The organism is Paraburkholderia kirstenboschensis, from assembly GCF_904848585.1.
Taxonomy (GTDB): Bacteria; Pseudomonadota; Gammaproteobacteria; order Burkholderiales; family Burkholderiaceae; genus Paraburkholderia; species Paraburkholderia kirstenboschensis.
Window position 1 is genome coordinate 304,358 of sequence record NZ_CAJHCR010000001.1, and the last position, 16,175, is coordinate 320,532.

The window sequence follows — 16,175 nt, forward strand, 5'->3', positions numbered from 1 at the left end:
GGAATTGGGTTGCGCAGCGGCGCGGCTTGCCTGCGGGCGGTTCGCGCGGCGCCGGGATAGATGAGAGAAATTGTACCGGAGTCGGTGTCAACAGGTTTTGCGGAGAGACGTGGCTTTCAGGCGCATTCTCAGCGCCGGGGTGCGCGCTTCGTTGCGGGCGTCCTTGTCGAGGACTTCACAGGCGCTGTGCCGGTAGTCGATTGTGCCGCGTGCGCAGTCGTCTTGGTGGAGCGTGCCGGGCCAGCCGGCACGTCCAGTTGGGGCGGCTTGCGTTTGCCCGTGAGTTCGGCCCAGCGTTTTTCGAGCGCGCCTTCCGCGATCGGTTTGATCACCGTGCCTGAGCTCTGCGCGTCCCAGGTCTGCACGGAAAATGGATGCACGCGCAACATGTCGCGAGGGATCACCACGTCTTCATGCGCATCGAGGAGCCAGTCGTACACGAAGTCGATGCACAGGCGGTAGCCGCGCTTCGTCGCCGGGTCCGGGACCTCATACGGCGCGCGCGTCACATAGCCCGAGCCGAAGATGCCCTTCGGCTCCGTGGCCACACGATGCAAAAACACGCGGTCGCCGGGCAGAATGCCGCGCGCGAATCCGCAACCCCACACGTCGGCTACGGCGACGCCCGCCGCAACGCGTTTGGCCACATCGGGCAGTTCGGGCCACGGCCATTTCTTGGGGCTCCAGATCAGCAGGAAGGCAGTCATCGCAACGTCGCACAGAAGGTATGAGGGAGGCGCGCCACTGGCTTCTTCGCGCGACGCCGAATGGCCTGAACGGTTCACGCGGCAGCTTAACCGATCAGCGGCGCGCTTGCCCTGCAAGCCTGCAACGACCTCACGCTGCCGCTCGTGCCCGCCGCGGGCGAGGTCGATGCCTTAACCGTCGCGTACAATCCAAGCAGCTAACTGCAGTCTTTTTGTACCACCGCGCGCCGGTTTTCCGAGGACGCGCGCTTCACCTGGATTCCCATGTCTCACGTCACCGGACGCCGGCCAGATGGCCGGCTGATTCTGTTGCTCGGTGCGCTTGCCGCATGCGGGCCGATTTCCATCGACATGTATTTGCCGAGCTTGCCGACCATCGCGCAGGCGTTTGCGATCGGAACCGGCGCCGCTCAATCCACACTGACCAGTTTCATGTTTGGCTTCTCGATCGGCATGCTGCTCTATGGGCCGCTCTCGGATACGTATGGCCGCCGGCCTGTGCTTCTGGGCGGCATCATCATGTATGCGCTGGCGAGCATTGCGTGCACGCTGTCGTTCTCGATCGGCACGCTGGTCACGTTCCGCTTCGTGCAGGCGCTCGGCGCGGGCGCGGCATCCGTGCTCGCTCGCGCCATTGCCCGCGACGCGTACGGTCCGACCGACGCTGCGCGCGTGCTGTCGATGCTCGCCATCGTCACGTCGATCGGACCCTTGCTCGCGCCGCTGATCGGCGGACAGTTGCTGCTGCTTGGCGGCTGGCGTGTCGTCTTTGTTGCGTTGACGCTGTTCGGCATCGTGTGCGCGATAACCGCGTTTCTCAAGGTGCCTGAAACCTGGCCGCGCGAAAAGCGTGCGCATTCGGTGCTATTCAAATCGTTCGCTGCGTACGGCCGGCTGTTACGCGATCCAGTGGCGTGGGGGCATATGCTGTGCGGCGGCATGGCATTCGCGTCGATGTTTGCGTACATCACGGCGACGCCGTTCGTCTATATCCAGTATTTTCACGTGTCGGCGCAGCATTATGGCTTTCTGTTTGCGCTGAACATAGTCGGGATCATGCTGGGCAACTTCATGAATACGCGGCTTGTTGGCCGGCTTGGGTCGTTGCCGATCATTTCGTTCGCCGCGACCGTGAGCTGCATTGCGTCGTTGTTCGTCTGTCTTGTCTCGTTGACCGGTTGGGGAGGGCTGTGGTCGATCGTAGCCGGCCTGTTCTTTGTCGTTGGCGTGGTCGGTTTGCTGGCGGCCAATTGCACGACCGATCTGATGCATCGCTATCCGATGAATGCCGGCGCGGCGGCCGCGGTGTTCGGCGCGGTGCAACTGGCGCTCGGCGCGCTGTCGAGCCTCGCGGTCGGACTGTGGCAGGATGGCTCGCCGAAAGGCATGGGCATTGTGGTGGGCGTCGCGGGATCGCTGTGCTACATCGGCCGCATTCTGGTCGTCAGATGGCACGGGACGAAGGCGCCGGTGGCTGTCGTCTAACGACGGCGCGATGGAGACTGCGCGATAAAGACGGCACAACAAAGACGGCGCAAAGACCGCGCTCCCGCTTCCCGCGTCCGGTGCGTACACCCATTCACGGTGCACGAAGCGCTTCTACCGGAAAACACCAGGTGTTGCGCGCACGCGACCTCGCCTTTGAATTTGCATTGCTATGATGGGATCACTGTTCCTCGGAGCGGCAATCATGGCGATCAGAGATTTGATGAACGGCGAGCGGCAACATGCTGCTTTCGCCGAAGCGCGGAAGCTGGCCGACAGCGGCGCCTATCACGATTACACGGACATCGAATACGTTTTGCGCTTTGATTACGGCTTGACCGATGTGTCTACGTTGCTCGACAGCCAGTTGATCCACCGCGATCTGAACCGGCGTTGTGCCGACGCGCGGGAGAAGCTCGACGCGGTCAGTGTGTAACGCGGGGCGAGGGCGTCGTTTGTCGCCGTGCTGTCTTTACGGCGCGTACGCGGCCAACTGGTCGGGCGCATACGAGTCCGCGCGCCCGTTCCGCAAGTTCGTACGGCTTCAAAGCCGAAGCGAGGCGCCTGCGCTCGTGTCTTGAACGTCGCGAGCACAAACAAAAACGGGCCTTGCGGCCCGTGGATGTGTACAGAGATCTGGCGGAGGCGTGACCGCCTTAGTTAGCTCCGCAGCGATTGCACGGCATTGCCTATGCAGCTTATTCGGACCAGCGATTTACCACTGCCTGCCGGACTGCCTTGCACGGTACATCTTCGTTATTACACCGCCAACGACTGCAAGCAGAAGGCCGAAAACTAAGCCACAACGCAAGGCAAACACCAGCGCTCGCGTACCGCACGCGTCTCCGCATTCGAGGGTTTGTGACGGTAGCGCTATATAAAGCCCCACAAGGCCGCCCCCTACGGCGCCAATGACGAACAAGAGTGCGAAAACGAACGCCTTCTTCACTTGATTTCCCAGAATAGGATCGATTTCGAGTCCGCAAGATTGGAGTAAAGGTTTTCTGGACCGACGCCTAAAACGGATAGCGGATTCCACACCTTGTTTATACCGAACGTAAACCGAAGAGTCGTTTCCGAACTCGGCGTAAGGCGGTCTACGTTCCACAAGTCAATGTGATCGCCAGTCGGATCTTTGTCCTTCAAGTTGCGTCGCCAGTAGTTCCCAAAGAAGATCACTCCCGTTTTCCCCTTCACCCTATCTTGCCAGCCTGTGCCTGTAATTGGTACTGGAACAGGGCAACCAGCGAAAGGGCGACGCTGAAGCCATTCCGCCACTTCCTTGGCCCGAAGCATGTGACTCGTTGGATGACCGTGAAACCAGCACTTCTCGCCTTTGAACGACTTATTGGTGATTCCCACATTAGCGAGACATGTGCCGAAGCGAATGGCACACTCATCCTCAAAAGCTGGCTTTCCTGTGGACGGGTCGGTGCACGGATCTGAGTGGGGATATGCCGACCACAACGCGGCAAAAGTAACAGCGTTCAACTGCACTTCTTTGATGGAGTTAGGCGTTGAGTTGGTTCTGACTAATGTCTTTCTGTTCGGCATCATTCAGTCTTCCTGTTTTGCAAGGGCTTCATCGCCCCAATACACCGTGTAGTCGCCGCAACTCTCGCCAGTGTGAATGCGAGGTAGCAGTCCATCCGCATCGAGGCGTCCCGCGCGCATCTGGCCGTCTGGCGTCTCGATCCGATACGGATAACCTTCGAGCGTCATGCCCGCAGCAGCGGCGCGGACCTGTTCGTCGTAGATCGCATCTGTTACCGATGACGCGATTGCGGCAGCCGCCCCGCTGCTTGCGCCTGCCACGCTTTCGTCGGTCCAGTAAAAGCAACCGGGATTGGGACTAGCCATCACGCGATTTTGTCCGCAGGGACACAGCACCAGATCGCCTTCGATGACACCGGGCTTTCCTCTGTAGCATCTGCGTGTAGCTGTACCGGATATCCTGAATGCACCCTTGCAGTTGCCGCACGTTGCTTCGTCACCGTTGAGCGCGAATGGCCTGCCGTGGTCCGTCATGTGAATGGCCGACCCGCCGGTTACAACGCCACCTGTCGTCGTGGGGCTGCCTTGCACGACGAGCGCCTTACGCATGGGTGTCGCCTCTCGCATCGGCGAACTCAGCGGCAGGCGACAGGTATCCGGGATTGAACAGGCTGGGAGTCGTTTCGCCGTTACTTAGGCGCGAACCGATCAGCGCAAGCGGCTTACCCTCCCATGTAGCGGCATAAGCCGCGCCGTCGATAATGGTGGTTTGACTGCCGTCGTCATACGCGTCGATTTCTCCGACGCGGGCGAATGCCTTGCCTTCATGCTCGGCGCTGGTCATTACCGGGCCCGCGTATCGGCCGCGCCCGGTACGAGCGCCAATAGTTGCAAACAGGTACGTCAATTCGTTTATCTGCTGTTCCGGCATTTAAAAGTCTCCTGTCCTGGTTAAGTTGCTCCGATGCATTGCGCGAAAACTGGCCGCTGACGCGGCAAGGCATTACCCCGCAGGACAGGCCGACAGCCATATCGGACAACTCTGGAAACAGGTGACGTGCTGCTGTTTGGTGACGTGGGACAGTATTTTTCCCGCTCGCATTTCAGTGGGATAGTGACAATGCATTAATTCAGGTATGCGTAGCATCCTTGTGATGCTGTCAACAAAATCCGATCAGAACAGTCGGCTTCAGGTCGCTACGGCATCCCGAATATGCGACTAGATATCGTGAGCTAACCCTGCGCTCACGTCGACAAGGCCATCCTCGAACAGGCCAAAGATCAAAGCCTGTCCCGGCAGCGACAGATCGGCAAACTCTTCGCCATGGCCTCAAGTAGCGACAGGCTGGTCAGCGCATGTACCTGGTCGATGCGGATTGCGGCGATATCCAGCGCGGCAGTATTGTGACCGCTATCGGTACACAGAGATTTGGCCATGATGCGCCTTCATTGTTCTGTCGAAGCGCTTCAACAAAGGCAAGCACCATCGCACGGCTGGCGGCGCGTAGGGAGATTTGGTTTTTTCTGGTAGATCACGGCGCCCAGTTTTGACGGCTTGGCGCAGAATCCTGCCCAGTTGTCATCACCGGCCTGCGCGTTTCCAGGACGTCGCCGTGTCAATAGGCCGCCTCATTGCATCGCCCTGGGTGCGCGCGAACACCACCTCGGCCAGCTCGCGCGGGTAGTTTGTGTACCCGCTGGTCCAGTCTCAGAAAGTGGGGCGAAACCCTTCCAGCGTCGCCCCCAGGCTCTGTCGACGCATCAACTCCGGCAGTGACATGTCAGAGTGCGCGCGGCCCGATCGCGCTGATTGCCCGCCAAGACGGTCCGGAGAACCCACGACCGGGAACCTTCGCTCGCGCCCTTGAGATACAGGCAGTCCGCGCCGCCCAAGGGGTGCCGTCCCGGCGTCCCACAATAAAACCAGAGAAATAATGTTGGGTCTTTTGCGCTGAGAGCCTTAGCTGGTAAGGCTCAGCGCGGTTGAATCGGATTGATTCGGATGGGATGCGAGGGGGTGTCCTGGCGGAGGCGGTGAGATTCGAACTCACGGAAGGATCACTCCTTCGCCGGTTTTCAAGACCGGTGCCTTAAACCACTCGGCCACACCTCCAAGCCGCAAATTGTAACCTGAAAAAACCTCTCTGCGGCGCTCTCTTCATCTGCAATCACTGTGGATCTTTCAGAAACAACGCCTGTAGATCGTTGAGGAACGCTTGTCCAAGCGGCGTGGGCGCAATCTTTTCGTGGTCGCGCGTAATCAGCTTGCGGCGTTCCGCCTCCTGCAAAGCCGGCTCGATAGATGTCATCGACAAACCCGTGCGTTCGATAAACCGATGCACCGGAAAGCCTTCGACCAGTCGCAGCGCATTCAGCATGAACTCGAACGGCAGGTCGCGCGGTCCGACTTCGTGTTCTTCCTGCACCGCCGCGCCGGCCTTGGCCTGCTCGATGAACGTGGCCGGATGCTTGTAGCGCGCCTGACGCAACACACGATTCGGGAACGACAGCTTCGTGTGCGCGCCGGCGCCAATTCCTAGATAGTCGCCAAAACGCCAGTAGTTCAGGTTGTGCTTGCTCTGCCGATGCGGCTTGGCATACGCGGACACTTCGTAGCGCTCATATCCCGCCGCCGACGTGCGTTCGTGAATCCAGTCGTGCATGTCGGCGGAGGCATCGTCGTCCGGCAGCACCGGCGGGAATTTCGCAAACAGCGTGTTCGGTTCGAGCGTCAGGTGATACAGCGAGAGATGCGGCGGCGCGAACGACAACGCAGTCTCGACATCGGCCTGGCATTCGGCGAGCGTCTGCTGCGGAAGCGCGAACATCAGGTCGAGATTGAAATTGTCGAACGTGGTGGCGGCCACTTCCACCGCATGGCGCGCTTGCGTCGAATCGTGAATCCGGCCGAGCGCCTTCAGATGCGCCTCGTTGAAACTCTGTATGCCCACCGACAACCGGTTCACGCCGCTCGCGCGAAACTGCGCGAACTTCGCCGCTTCGAACGTGCCGGGATTGGCCTCGAGGGTGATCTCCGCATCGGCGTCGAGCGGCAGCAGTGCTCGCACGTCCGACAGCATGCGGTCGAGTCCAGCCGCAGACAGCAAGCTCGGCGTACCGCCGCCGATGAACACCGTATGCACCTGCCGTCCCCACACGAGTGGCAAAGCCATCTCGAGATCGGCACGCAATGCGTCGAGATACTCGTTCTCGGGGAAGCTGTCGCCTTTCCATTCATGCGAGTTGAAATCGCAGTACGGACACTTGCGCACGCACCACGGAAAATGCACGTACAACGAGAGCGGCGGCAGCGACGTCAGACGGATGCTGCCCGGCGACGTGAATGCCTTGATCACGCCATTGCCGACATCGGCGGGCGTCGACTTGATCGGAATCACGCTTCCTCCGTTAGACGCACAAGCAGTTGGCGCAACGCAATCGCGCGATGACTGCTGGCGTTCTTCACCGCCGGCTCGAGCTCCGCGGCGCTCGCGTTCAGCGACGGCAAAAAAAAGTACGGGTCGTAACCGAAGCCATGCGAGCCGCGCGGCGCATCCAGAATCTCGCCGTGCCACCGGCCTTCGGCGATCAGCGGCTCGGGATCGTCCGCGTGACGCACCAGTGCCAGCACGCAGTAGTAGTACGCGCGCCGATCGCTCTCGCCTTGTAACGCCGAGACGAGCCGCGCGTTGTTCGCAGCGTCGCTTTTCTCGCCGCCGGCCAGTTGCGCGTAGCGCGCCGAATACACGCCCGGCGAGCCGCGCAGCGCGCGCACGCAAAGACCGGAGTCGTCGGCGAGGGCAGGCAGGCCGGTGAGCGTGGCCGCATGCCGTGCCTTGGTAAGCGCGTTTTCGACGAACGTCGGATGCGGTTCTTCCGCTTCCGGCACACCCAGTTCGCCTTGCGCAATCAACTCGATGCCGGCCGCGCCGAGCAGCGCCGCGAACTCGCGCAGCTTGCCCGCGTTATTCGACGCCAGCACGACCTTGTTCAACGGCGATCCCGGTAGTGGCGCGCCATTGCCTTCACGAACCTCACTCACCTCGGTGCTCCAATGCTTCTTTCTGTTTCGCGATCAACGTGGCGATGCCGTCGCTCGCGAGATCCATCAGCGCGTTCATTTCATCGCGCGAGAAAGGCACGCCCTCCGCAGTGCCCTGAATTTCGACGAAGCCGCCCGCGCCCGTCATCACCACGTTCATGTCGGTGTCGCATTGCGAGTCTTCGTCGTAGTCCAGATCGAGCACCGGCACGCCGTCGTACACGCCGACCGAAATCGCAGCGACGTAATCGGCAATCGGCGAACTTTCGATGCGCCCCGCGGCCAGCAGTTTGTTCACCGCGTCATGCGCGGCGACAAAGGCGCCGGTGATGCTCGCCGTGCGTGTGCCGCCGTCGGCCTGGATCACGTCGCAGTCGATATGCAGCGTGCGCGCGCCGAGCTTCTCCAGATCGAACACCGAGCGCAGCGCGCGGCCGATCAGACGCTGGATTTCCTGCGTGCGCCCGGTCTGCTTGCCACGCGCGGCCTCGCGGTCGCTGCGCGTATGCGTGGCGCGCGGCAACATGCCGTATTCTGCGGTGAGCCAGCCCTGGCCGCGATCCCGCAGGAACGACGGCACGGTCTCCGCGATGCTCGCTGTGCAGATCACCTTGGTGTCGCCGAATTCGACCAGCACCGAACCCTCCGCATGCTTCGTATAGTGGCGCGTGATGCGCACGTCGCGCAGCTGATTGGCGAGACGGCCGCTAGGGCGTTGAGTGGTGTCGGTCATGTCGGATTGGGTCGGGAAGGAAGCAGGAAGGGAAAGCACGATTTTACAGCCGATCCGCACCGGTATGCGCCCCGGCGGCGTGCCGCGTCGGCCGGGGCTCTCCAAGGGGTCCCATCGCCAAAAATGGGATAATGCCGTTTCACCGCCTCGCGTCTCGTACACGCCGGGCGATTCGACTCTTCGGCCAGCGTCTCACGCATGGCCACCATCGCGAGAAATACGATGATCTACAGCATGACTGGCTATGCGAGCGCGACACGCGAACTCGTCGCGGCCTCCGGAACGGGCGGCGTAAGCGTGTCGGTCGAACTGCGCACGGTGAACTCGCGCTTTCTCGACCTCAACTTCCGTATGCCCGAGGACGTGCGCGTGTGCGAACCCACGCTGCGCGAAATGCTGATGAATAAGCTGTCGCGCGGCAAGGTGGATATTCGTATCAATCTGCAGCGCAGCGAACAGACGGCAAACGCCGGTTCGATCAATCATGACGCGCTGACGCAGCTTGCGTTGCTGGAGCGCACCGTGCTCGCGACGTTCCCCGAAGCGGGCCGTCTGCGCTCGGGCGAAATTCTGCGCTGGCCTGGCGTGCTCGCCGAGACGGGCGTGGCACCCGAGGTGCTGCGCGACGCAGTGCTCGCATGCGGCAAGCAGGCCATTACAGATCTGATCGACGTGCGTGCCCGCGAAGGCGCGCAACTGGCCACGATGCTGCTCGCCAACGTGACCGAGATGGAAGCGATCGTCACGAAGATCACGCCGCTCGTGCCGGAGCTGATCACGAAGCATCAGCAGAAGATCGTCGAGCGTCTGCAGGAAGCGCTCGGCATTGCCGCGCCCGATACGGCAGCGACCATCGTCTCGCGCGAAGAGATCAACGAGCGGATTCGCCAGGAAGTGACGATGTACGGTATCCGCATCGACATTGCCGAAGAATTGTCGCGGCTCACGGCTCATCTGAACGAAACGCGTCACGTGATCCAGAAGGGTGGCAAGGTCGGCAAGCGGCTCGACTTCATGATGCAGGAACTTAATCGCGAAGCGAACACGCTCGGCTCGAAGGCGGCCGCGAAGGAACTGGCGGATTCGTCGATGACCCTGAAGCTGCTCATCGAACAGATGCGCGAGCAGGTACAGAATCTGGAATAAGGCTGGAGCATCACAACATGACCGATCACCACACACGCGAAAGCGGCGCACCGCGCAACCCGTATGCCGGAGCTTATCCGGGCAACCTGTTCATGGTCGTCGCGCCCTCGGGCGCCGGCAAGTCGACGCTCGTGAACGCGCTGCTCGCCGGCGACGACGCGATCCGTCTGTCGATCTCGTACACGACGCGCCCGCCGCGTCCGAAAGAGCAGGACGGCGAGCACTACCACTTCACGTCCGTCGACGATTTCATGCGGCGTCACGACGAGGGCGAGTTTCTCGAAAGCGCTGAAGTGCACGGCAACTATTACGGCACGTCGCGCGTGTGGATCGAGGAGCAGATGAAGAGCGGCCATGACGTACTGCTCGAAATCGACTGGCAGGGCGCGCAACAGGTGAAGAAGCAGTTTCACAACGCGGTCGAAATTTTTATCTTGCCGCCGTCGCTCGAAGCGCTCGAAGAGCGTCTGAAAAAGCGCGGCCAGGACGAGCCGAACGTGATCACGCGGCGGCTCCTCGCCGCAGGCAGCGAGATGGCGCACGCGGCCGAAGCGGAGTATGTGGTGATCAACGAGAACTTCGACCGCGCGCTCGGCGAACTGCAGTGTCTCGTGGCCGCTACGCGTTCGCGCTTCGCCTCGCAATACGCGCGTCATACGCAGCTTTTCGTGCAGCTCGGCATTCACCTTCCGCACCCCTGAGCGCGGCGGCGATTCGAGCACATAAGGTAGAATAAGCAACATACTGAGAAGGAACTCAACATGGCCCGCATTACCGTCGAAGACTGTCTGAAACAGATCCCGAACCGTTTCGAACTCGCGCTCGCCGCAACGTATCGCGCGCGTCAGCTCGCTCAAGGCCACACGCCGAAGATCGAAAGCCGTGACAAGCCCACGGTCGTCGCGCTGCGCGAAATCGCTGCCGGCCAGGTCGGCGTCGAAATGCTGAAGAAGGTGCCGGTTTAAGGCGCACTGTTTCTGTTTTCGGTTGGCAAGCATTTTTGCCATAGCTTTTGCCTCACCTGATTGCATCAACGTGCAGACCGGCGTCAACGCTCAACCGCTACGGAGGCGACCATGAGTACCACCCCGCCCACCGCCACGGAAGCGGAGCATGACGCCGACTCGCCCTCGTCTGCACGGAAGTACATCGACGCGGTCCTCGAACAGTCGTTTCGCCATCTGTTCGGGCCGACCGCCACGCCGGAGCAACCGCGCCGGCATGACGTCGTATCCATTGCCAAGCTGACGTCTGCGTTGTCCGGCTATTTGCAGCCGGAAGAGATCAAAGACGTCAAGGCGGCCTTCCATTTCAGCGACGAAGCCCACCTCGGCCAGTATCGCCAGAGCGGCGAGCCCTACATCACGCACCCGGTTGCCGTCGCGGAAATCTGCGCCGGCTGGAACCTCGACGGCCAGGCAATCATGGCCGCGTTGCTCCACGACGTGATGGAAGACCAGGGCGTGACCAAGGCCGAGCTCGCCGAGCGTTTCGGCGCGAAGGTCGCGGAACTGGTCGACGGTTTGTCGAAGCTCGACAAGATGGAGTTTCGCAATCGCGAGGAAGCGCAGGCGGAAAACTTCCGCAAGATGCTGCTCGCCATGGCGCGCGACGTCCGCGTGATCCTCGTGAAGCTCGCCGACCGGCTGCACAACATGCGCACGCTCGGCGCGGTGCCGCCCGAAAAGCGTCGTCGCGTGGCGCGTGAAACGCTGGACATCTACGCGCCGATTGCGCACCGGCTCGGCTTGAACAATACGTATCGCGAGCTACAGGACCTGAGCTTCGCGAACTTCAATCCGCATCGGTATGCCACGCTCGAAAAAGCCGTGAAGGCGGCGCGCGGCAACCGGCGGGAAGTGGTCGGCAAGATTCTGGAATCGGTGCAGCGCGCGATCGCCGACGCGAAGATCGACGCGGAAGTCACCGGTCGCGAGAAAACCATCTTCAGCATCTACAAGAAGATGCGCGACAAGCAGTTGTCGTTCTCGCAGGTGCTGGACGTGTATGGCTTCCGTGTGGTGGTCGACAGCGCGCTCGAATGCTATACCTGCATCGGCGCATTGCATGCGCTCTACAAGCCGGTGCCGGGTAAGTTCAAGGACTACATCGCCATTCCGAAGGTGAACGGCTATCAGTCGTTGCACACTACTCTCGTCGGTCCGTTCGGCGCGCCGATCGAGTTTCAGGTGCGCACCCGCAAGATGCACGAGATCGCCGAAGCCGGCGTGGCGGCGCACTGGCTGTACAAGAACGGCAGTGCGGATCTGAACGATGTGCAAAAGCGCGCGCACCAGTGGCTGAAGTCGCTGCTCGACATTCAGAGCGAAGCCGGCGACTCGAGCGAATTCCTCGAGCACGTAAAGATCGACCTGTTCCCGGATGCGGTCTACGTGTTCACGCCGAAGTCGAAGATCATGGCGCTGCCGCGCGGCGCCACGGCGCTCGACTTCGCGTATTCGATCCACAGCGACCTAGGCAACCAGTGCGTCGCGGTGAAGATCAATAACGAACTGCTGCCGCTGCGTACCGAGTTGAAGAGCGGCGATATCGTCGAAGTCATCACGGCGCCGTATTCGAAGCCGAATCCGGCGTGGCTCGGTTTCGTGCGCACCGGCAAGGCCCGTTCCGCGATCCGCCATTATCTGAAGACGATGCGCCTGAACGAGTCGGTTCAGCTTGGCGAGCGTCTGGTCGATCAGGCTTTGAAGGGCTACGGCCTTGCGCTGTCGGACGTGACGCCCGAAGCGTGGGAAAAGCTCGTGCAGTGGACGGGCAACAAAAATGGCCAGGAAATTTTCGCCGACATCGGTCTTGGCCGGCGTGTCGCGGCGGTCATGGCCAAGCGCATCGAAGTGTTGATGAGCGGCCGCGATGCCGACGACGACGGTTCGCGTTCCGATTCGGGGTCGCCACATGCGCCGCCGGTCGTGATTACCGGCACCGAGGGCATGTCGGTGCAATTGTCCGCATGCTGCCGTCCGATTCCGGGCGACGACATCATGGGCTATATCGGCATTGGCCTAGGTATGGCCATCCACACTACGGACTGCCGCGTCGCGCAGCGAATCCACCGGCGCGATCCCGGCCGCTGGATCGACGTGGCGTGGGCGCCGCAACCGGGGCGTCTGTTCGACGTCGCGGTCAAGGTGCTGGTCAAGAATACGAAGGGCGTGTTCGCCCGCGTGGCCGCTGACATTACCTCGGCAGACGCGAACATCGTGCATATCGCGATGGACGAAGACCTGTCGCAAGAATCCACGATTCTGCGCTTCGTGATCCAGGTCAGCGACCGCGTTCATCTGGCCAACGTCATGCGCCGCGTGCGCACGAATCCCGACGTGATGCGCATTGCGCGTGAGCGGCCGAGCGACGACGGCCATCATCGGCATGACGGCGGCATGCGAATCGACCGCGAGCGGGCCGATTACTGACCTTTGCCGCTCATCGGGCGAAGAAGCGCCGCATCTTTCCATCGGAACGCCGCCGCCACTAGCGAGTCTCACCTGAAAACTCAGGGAGAACGCAGATGAAAGTAGCTGACCTCGAAGGCCTCGCACTGGATTATTGGGTGGCCCGCAGCCTGCACGATTTTGTGCGCGAAATTCACTTTACCGACAGCGGCGAGACCGTCGCGATTCGCGGTAACGACCGCGGCCGTCCGTGGGATGGCCGTTTCACACCTACCGCCTCATGGGACGCCGCTGCGGCAGTGATGGAGCGCGCGCGTCGGCTTGAAATGCGCGAGCGCAGCGAGGAGGGCCCTGCGCACTGCGTGGCGGAATTCGAAGGCGGGCACGGCGAGGCGGAGGGACGCGGGGACTCGTTGCGCGTGGCACTGCTGCGGGCGTTCGTGGAAAGCCGGTTCGGCGATAGCGTGGGCGAGATGCTGCACGAGTCGCAGATGCTGGTGGGCGACACGGTGCGCCGCATTGCCGAGGCTACCGCTGGCGATACGTTCGAAGAAGTGCCGAGCCCCGGCGGCCACATCGGCGATATTCAGTCGCCGCCGCGCTAAGGCCGCGCTCCTGAACTTGCGGCGTGCCGAAACCGACTGCACAAAAACAAAGGGCCTTCCAACTGGAAGGCCCTCTAGAGGTGGTGCGGCTGGCAGGATTCGAACCCACGACCCCTTGGTTCGTAGCCAAGTACTCTATCCAACTGAGCTACAGCCGCACGCGAAACGGGTGATGCACTACTGCACTAAAACTGGGTAAAACATAAGGGCCTCCCCGGAGGGAGGCCCTCGAATAAGTGGTGCGGCTGGCAGGATTCGAACCCACGACCCCTTGGTTCGTAGCCAAGTACTCTATCCAACTGAGCTACAGCCGCACGCAGAAACGAGATTATAGCAAAGGTTTCAAAAAAGGGAAGCGTGTAACTGCGATTTGTCTCATTGTCATGATCGTGTACCCTAGTGAAGCAGCCGTTTGCTGCAGCTTATGGATCATCATGAACAAGGCCTTTGTCAAAGAGTCGAGCGAAGATAATGACGACGATCTCGACGTCGCCCAGCCGGATATCCCCGCGGGAACCAAGAACTACATCACGCCTGCCGGCCACCGCCGCATGCGCGATGAACTGCTGCATCTGATCGACGTCGACCGGCCGGAGGTCGTCAAGCTCGTGTCATGGGCTGCGTCGAATGGCGACCGCTCCGAGAACGGCGATTACATTTACGGCAAGCGCCGCCTGCGCGAGATAGATCGGCGCATCCGCTTTCTGACCAAGCGTCTGGACCTCGCCGAGGTTGTCGACAGCAGCAAGCAGGAGAACGTCGATCAGGTCTTTTTCGGGGCGACTGTCGAATATGCGACAGAGGACGGCGAGGAACACAGCGTGACGATTGTCGGCATCGACGAGGTCGATCTCGATATCGGACACGTAAGCTGGATCTCGCCGATCGCTCGGGCGCTGCTGAAGGCGAAGGTCGGCGACACCGTGACGTTGTACACGCCGGCTGGGCCGCAGCCGATCGACATACTCGACGTCAAATATCCGCCTCCGGATAGTGGTGGCTAGTCTCTTACCGCGCGCGAATTCGCCTGCACGAAGCGTGTGTTGAGGCAATAAAAAAAGGCGCCGCGAACGGCGCCTTCCATGCTGCGGGTCCTGCCCGCCGCGTCAGAAGCGGTGACGCAGACCTGCCGTGACCGCAACCTGCTTGTTGTTGCTCGAAGCACCCAGGCCGTTGATGTCGGCACCAACGATGGCGCCCTCGTTGACTTGTTGGTATTCGCCCTGCAGATAAACGTCCGTGCGCTTGGACAGTGCGTACGCCGTTTGCAGATTGAACTGGTTCCAGTGCGGGCGAGTGCCCGAAAGGCTCGCACGCGTGTACGTGTACGAACCGGCAATGCTGACAGCCGGCGTCAAAGCGTAACGAGCGTTTGCTTCGTAGTTCTGGAAGTGCGCGCTGTTGTTCGGAAGGCCGATGCCGCCGGGTTGGCCCGATGCACCTGCGCCGATGCCGACGAGACCCGACAGATTCGTCTGCGAATAGACGAGGCCGACGGTTGCCGGACCAAACGCGTAGCTGGCGCCTGCGCCCCACGTCTGCTGACGGCGAGCGAAGAACGTGTTGTCGCTGGACACGGCGCCACCGGCGTTGAACGCCGCAGACGCGGCGTTCGCGCCGTTGCTGTTCAGTTGCAAATACGCTGCGCCGACGTTCAGGCCGCCCCAGTTGTACGACGCGCCCGCGCTGTAGGCGCGGTTGTTTGCGAAGCCGTCAGCCTGGTTCGAGAAGCCATACATGCCGCCGAACTTGAAGCCGCCGTAGTTCGTGCTCGTGTATTTGACCGAGTTGTTGACACGGAACGAGTTGTTCAGGTTGTCGTTGTCGAACGGATGGGCGAACTGCGTGCCGCCGTATTGCGTGCCGGTCAGCGCGAGCGGGCCAACGTAATCGACCATGCTGTCATATTGACGGCCGAGCGTTACGGCACCGAACTGGGTGCTCGACAGGCCAACGAATGCCTGACGGCCGAACTCGCGACCGCCTTGTTTCAGCGAGCCGTCATTGATGCCGAAGCCGTTTTCCAACGTGAAGATCGCCTTCAGGCCGCCACCGAGGTCTTCAGCACCGCGCAAGCCCCAGCGGCTACCGTTCACCGAACCGCTCGTCTGTTGCCAGTTGCTGTGGCCGTGCTGGTTGTTGGTGTAGGTGATGCCGGCGTCGATCAAGCCGTACAAGGTGACGCTGCTTTGAGCGTGCGCCGCAGTTGCAAAAACGCCCGTCAGGGCCGCGACCATGAGAGTCTTTTTCATCTTGTTACTCCGAAAGCGAGAGTGAGCGGTGAATCGTGCTTCGGAACCCTTCACGCGGGCGCTGCGAGAGGCGTATCCGTGTCAAGGTGCGCTTAAAGATAGAGCGCTGATTTCCGGTTACGCAAAGTGTAGAGAGAGGCTCGAATCAGTGGACGTTTCGATTCTCGCAATAAAGTATTACTTGATTCGAAACGATGAAAGAATTCCGCGAAAGCCTTGCCGGTCAACGCTTCCAGGCATGCCAGCAACTAGGGGAACAAGTGGATGGCAAATGGCGTTGCGAAATAGCGACGCTAAT

General features: G+C 61.2%; 17 protein-coding genes and 3 tRNA genes. 8 read left to right on the forward strand and 12 right to left on the reverse strand.

Annotated features, from left to right (window positions below; genetic code table 11):
- Positions 1 to 128: 128 nt before the first annotated feature.
- Positions 129 to 707 (reverse strand): hypothetical protein, encoded by a 579-nt coding sequence (locus tag JMY24_RS01420; RefSeq protein ID WP_128595677.1) that lies wholly within the window; start codon positions 705 to 707, stop codon positions 129 to 131.
- A 264-nt stretch (positions 708 to 971) separates the two neighbouring features.
- Here JMY24_RS01420 and JMY24_RS01425 point away from each other — a divergent pair, with 264 nt between their 5' ends.
- The gene (locus JMY24_RS01425) at positions 972 to 2,192 is read left to right on the forward strand and encodes a Bcr/CflA family multidrug efflux MFS transporter (RefSeq protein WP_201701320.1); all 1,221 of its coding nucleotides are present in this window, start codon (positions 972 to 974) and stop codon (positions 2,190 to 2,192) included.
- Between the two features lie 205 nt (positions 2,193 to 2,397).
- The gene (locus tag JMY24_RS01430; protein ID WP_128590165.1) at positions 2,398 to 2,628 is read left to right on the forward strand and encodes a hypothetical protein; all 231 of its coding nucleotides are present in this window, start codon (positions 2,398 to 2,400) and stop codon (positions 2,626 to 2,628) included.
- 509 nt (positions 2,629 to 3,137) lie between these two features.
- Here JMY24_RS01430 and JMY24_RS01435 read toward each other — a convergent pair.
- The 8 genes from JMY24_RS01435 to rph form a co-directional block, all read right to left on the reverse strand.
- On the reverse strand, positions 3,138 to 3,749 hold the full coding sequence (locus JMY24_RS01435; RefSeq protein WP_236597301.1) for a T6SS effector amidase Tae4 family protein: 612 nt from the start codon (positions 3,747 to 3,749) through the stop codon (positions 3,138 to 3,140).
- On the reverse strand, positions 3,750 to 4,295 hold the full coding sequence (locus JMY24_RS01440; RefSeq protein WP_164853580.1) for a PAAR domain-containing protein: 546 nt from the start codon (positions 4,293 to 4,295) through the stop codon (positions 3,750 to 3,752).
- Positions 4,288 to 4,617 (reverse strand): PAAR domain-containing protein, encoded by a 330-nt coding sequence (locus JMY24_RS01445; protein ID WP_128590170.1) that lies wholly within the window; start codon positions 4,615 to 4,617, stop codon positions 4,288 to 4,290. Before JMY24_RS01445 ends, JMY24_RS01440 begins: the two co-directional genes overlap by 8 nt.
- Positions 4,618 to 4,967: 350 nt before the next feature.
- Positions 4,968 to 5,123: a hypothetical protein gene (locus JMY24_RS01450; RefSeq protein ID WP_164853579.1), complete on the reverse strand. Its 156-nt coding sequence runs from the start codon at positions 5,121 to 5,123 to the stop codon at positions 4,968 to 4,970.
- A 586-nt stretch (positions 5,124 to 5,709) separates the two neighbouring features.
- A tRNA-Ser gene (locus tag JMY24_RS01455) sits at positions 5,710 to 5,799 on the reverse strand.
- A gap of 55 nt (positions 5,800 to 5,854) precedes the next feature.
- Complete coding sequence (hemW, locus tag JMY24_RS01460; protein WP_128590278.1) at positions 5,855 to 7,084, reverse strand: radical SAM family heme chaperone HemW; 1,230 nt, start codon at positions 7,082 to 7,084, stop codon at positions 5,855 to 5,857.
- On the reverse strand, positions 7,081 to 7,728 hold the full coding sequence (gene rdgB / locus JMY24_RS01465) for an RdgB/HAM1 family non-canonical purine NTP pyrophosphatase (RefSeq protein WP_201701321.1): 648 nt from the start codon (positions 7,726 to 7,728) through the stop codon (positions 7,081 to 7,083). Before rdgB ends, hemW begins: the two co-directional genes overlap by 4 nt.
- Positions 7,721 to 8,461 (reverse strand): ribonuclease PH, encoded by a 741-nt coding sequence (gene rph, locus JMY24_RS01470; RefSeq protein ID WP_128595676.1) that lies wholly within the window; start codon positions 8,459 to 8,461, stop codon positions 7,721 to 7,723. The genes rdgB and rph overlap by 8 nt, the downstream gene beginning before the upstream one ends.
- A gap of 222 nt (positions 8,462 to 8,683) precedes the next feature.
- Here rph and JMY24_RS01475 point away from each other — a divergent pair, with 222 nt between their 5' ends.
- From JMY24_RS01475 to JMY24_RS01495, 5 genes are all read left to right on the forward strand, one after another.
- Positions 8,684 to 9,607: a YicC/YloC family endoribonuclease gene (locus tag JMY24_RS01475; RefSeq protein WP_128595675.1), complete on the forward strand. Its 924-nt coding sequence runs from the start codon at positions 8,684 to 8,686 to the stop codon at positions 9,605 to 9,607.
- Between the two features lie 17 nt (positions 9,608 to 9,624).
- Positions 9,625 to 10,308, forward strand: a complete 684-nt coding sequence (gene gmk / locus JMY24_RS01480; RefSeq protein WP_020069050.1) for a guanylate kinase — start codon at positions 9,625 to 9,627, stop codon at positions 10,306 to 10,308.
- Between the two features lie 60 nt (positions 10,309 to 10,368).
- A complete protein-coding gene (gene rpoZ, locus JMY24_RS01485) occupies positions 10,369 to 10,572 on the forward strand; it encodes a DNA-directed RNA polymerase subunit omega (protein ID WP_006025620.1) in 204 nt (67 codons plus the stop codon).
- Between the two features lie 111 nt (positions 10,573 to 10,683).
- Complete coding sequence (locus JMY24_RS01490) at positions 10,684 to 13,041, forward strand: RelA/SpoT family protein (RefSeq protein WP_128590268.1); 2,358 nt, start codon at positions 10,684 to 10,686, stop codon at positions 13,039 to 13,041.
- A 95-nt stretch (positions 13,042 to 13,136) separates the two neighbouring features.
- Positions 13,137 to 13,625, forward strand: a complete 489-nt coding sequence (locus JMY24_RS01495) for a phage protein NinX family protein (protein ID WP_128595674.1) — start codon at positions 13,137 to 13,139, stop codon at positions 13,623 to 13,625.
- An 81-nt stretch (positions 13,626 to 13,706) separates the two neighbouring features.
- On the opposite strand, the gene JMY24_RS01500 is transcribed toward JMY24_RS01495, so the two are convergent.
- Positions 13,707 to 13,783, reverse strand: a tRNA-Arg gene (locus JMY24_RS01500).
- Between the two features lie 79 nt (positions 13,784 to 13,862).
- Positions 13,863 to 13,939: transfer RNA gene (locus JMY24_RS01505), tRNA-Arg, on the reverse strand.
- 120 nt (positions 13,940 to 14,059) lie between these two features.
- On the opposite strand from JMY24_RS01505, the gene greB reads away from it, so the two are divergent.
- A complete protein-coding gene (greB, locus tag JMY24_RS01510; protein WP_164853578.1) occupies positions 14,060 to 14,629 on the forward strand; it encodes a transcription elongation factor GreB in 570 nt (189 codons plus the stop codon).
- Between the two features lie 102 nt (positions 14,630 to 14,731).
- On the opposite strand, the gene JMY24_RS01515 is transcribed toward greB, so the two are convergent.
- Positions 14,732 to 15,877: a porin gene (locus JMY24_RS01515; protein WP_128587766.1), complete on the reverse strand. Its 1,146-nt coding sequence runs from the start codon at positions 15,875 to 15,877 to the stop codon at positions 14,732 to 14,734.
- Positions 15,878 to 16,175: the final 298 nt, after the last annotated feature.

Bases quoted from the DNA above. Each gene is read 5' to 3' on its own strand.
- JMY24_RS01445 (WP_128590170.1), bottom strand. From the start codon at position 4,617: ATGCCGGAACAGCAGATAAACGAATTGACGTACCTGTTTGCAACTATT.
- greB (WP_164853578.1), top strand. From the start codon at position 14,060: ATGAACAAGGCCTTTGTCAAAGAGTCGAGCGAAGATAATGACGACGAT.
- JMY24_RS01430 (WP_128590165.1), top strand. From the start codon at position 2,398: ATGGCGATCAGAGATTTGATGAACGGCGAGCGGCAACATGCTGCTTTC.
- JMY24_RS01490 (WP_128590268.1), top strand. From the start codon at position 10,684: ATGAGTACCACCCCGCCCACCGCCACGGAAGCGGAGCATGACGCCGAC.
- JMY24_RS01515 (WP_128587766.1), bottom strand. From the start codon at position 15,877: ATGAAAAAGACTCTCATGGTCGCGGCCCTGACGGGCGTTTTTGCAACT.
- JMY24_RS01495 (WP_128595674.1), top strand. From the start codon at position 13,137: ATGAAAGTAGCTGACCTCGAAGGCCTCGCACTGGATTATTGGGTGGCC.
- rpoZ (WP_006025620.1), top strand. From the start codon at position 10,369: ATGGCCCGCATTACCGTCGAAGACTGTCTGAAACAGATCCCGAACCGT.
- rph (WP_128595676.1), bottom strand. From the start codon at position 8,461: ATGACCGACACCACTCAACGCCCTAGCGGCCGTCTCGCCAATCAGCTG.
- JMY24_RS01475 (WP_128595675.1), top strand. From the start codon at position 8,684: ATGATCTACAGCATGACTGGCTATGCGAGCGCGACACGCGAACTCGTC.
- gmk (WP_020069050.1), top strand. From the start codon at position 9,625: ATGACCGATCACCACACACGCGAAAGCGGCGCACCGCGCAACCCGTAT.
- JMY24_RS01435 (WP_236597301.1), bottom strand. From the start codon at position 3,749: ATGATGCCGAACAGAAAGACATTAGTCAGAACCAACTCAACGCCTAAC.
- JMY24_RS01425 (WP_201701320.1), top strand. From the start codon at position 972: ATGTCTCACGTCACCGGACGCCGGCCAGATGGCCGGCTGATTCTGTTG.
- JMY24_RS01420 (WP_128595677.1), bottom strand. From the start codon at position 707: ATGACTGCCTTCCTGCTGATCTGGAGCCCCAAGAAATGGCCGTGGCCC.
- JMY24_RS01450 (WP_164853579.1), bottom strand. From the start codon at position 5,123: ATGGCCAAATCTCTGTGTACCGATAGCGGTCACAATACTGCCGCGCTG.
- JMY24_RS01440 (WP_164853580.1), bottom strand. From the start codon at position 4,295: ATGCGTAAGGCGCTCGTCGTGCAAGGCAGCCCCACGACGACAGGTGGC.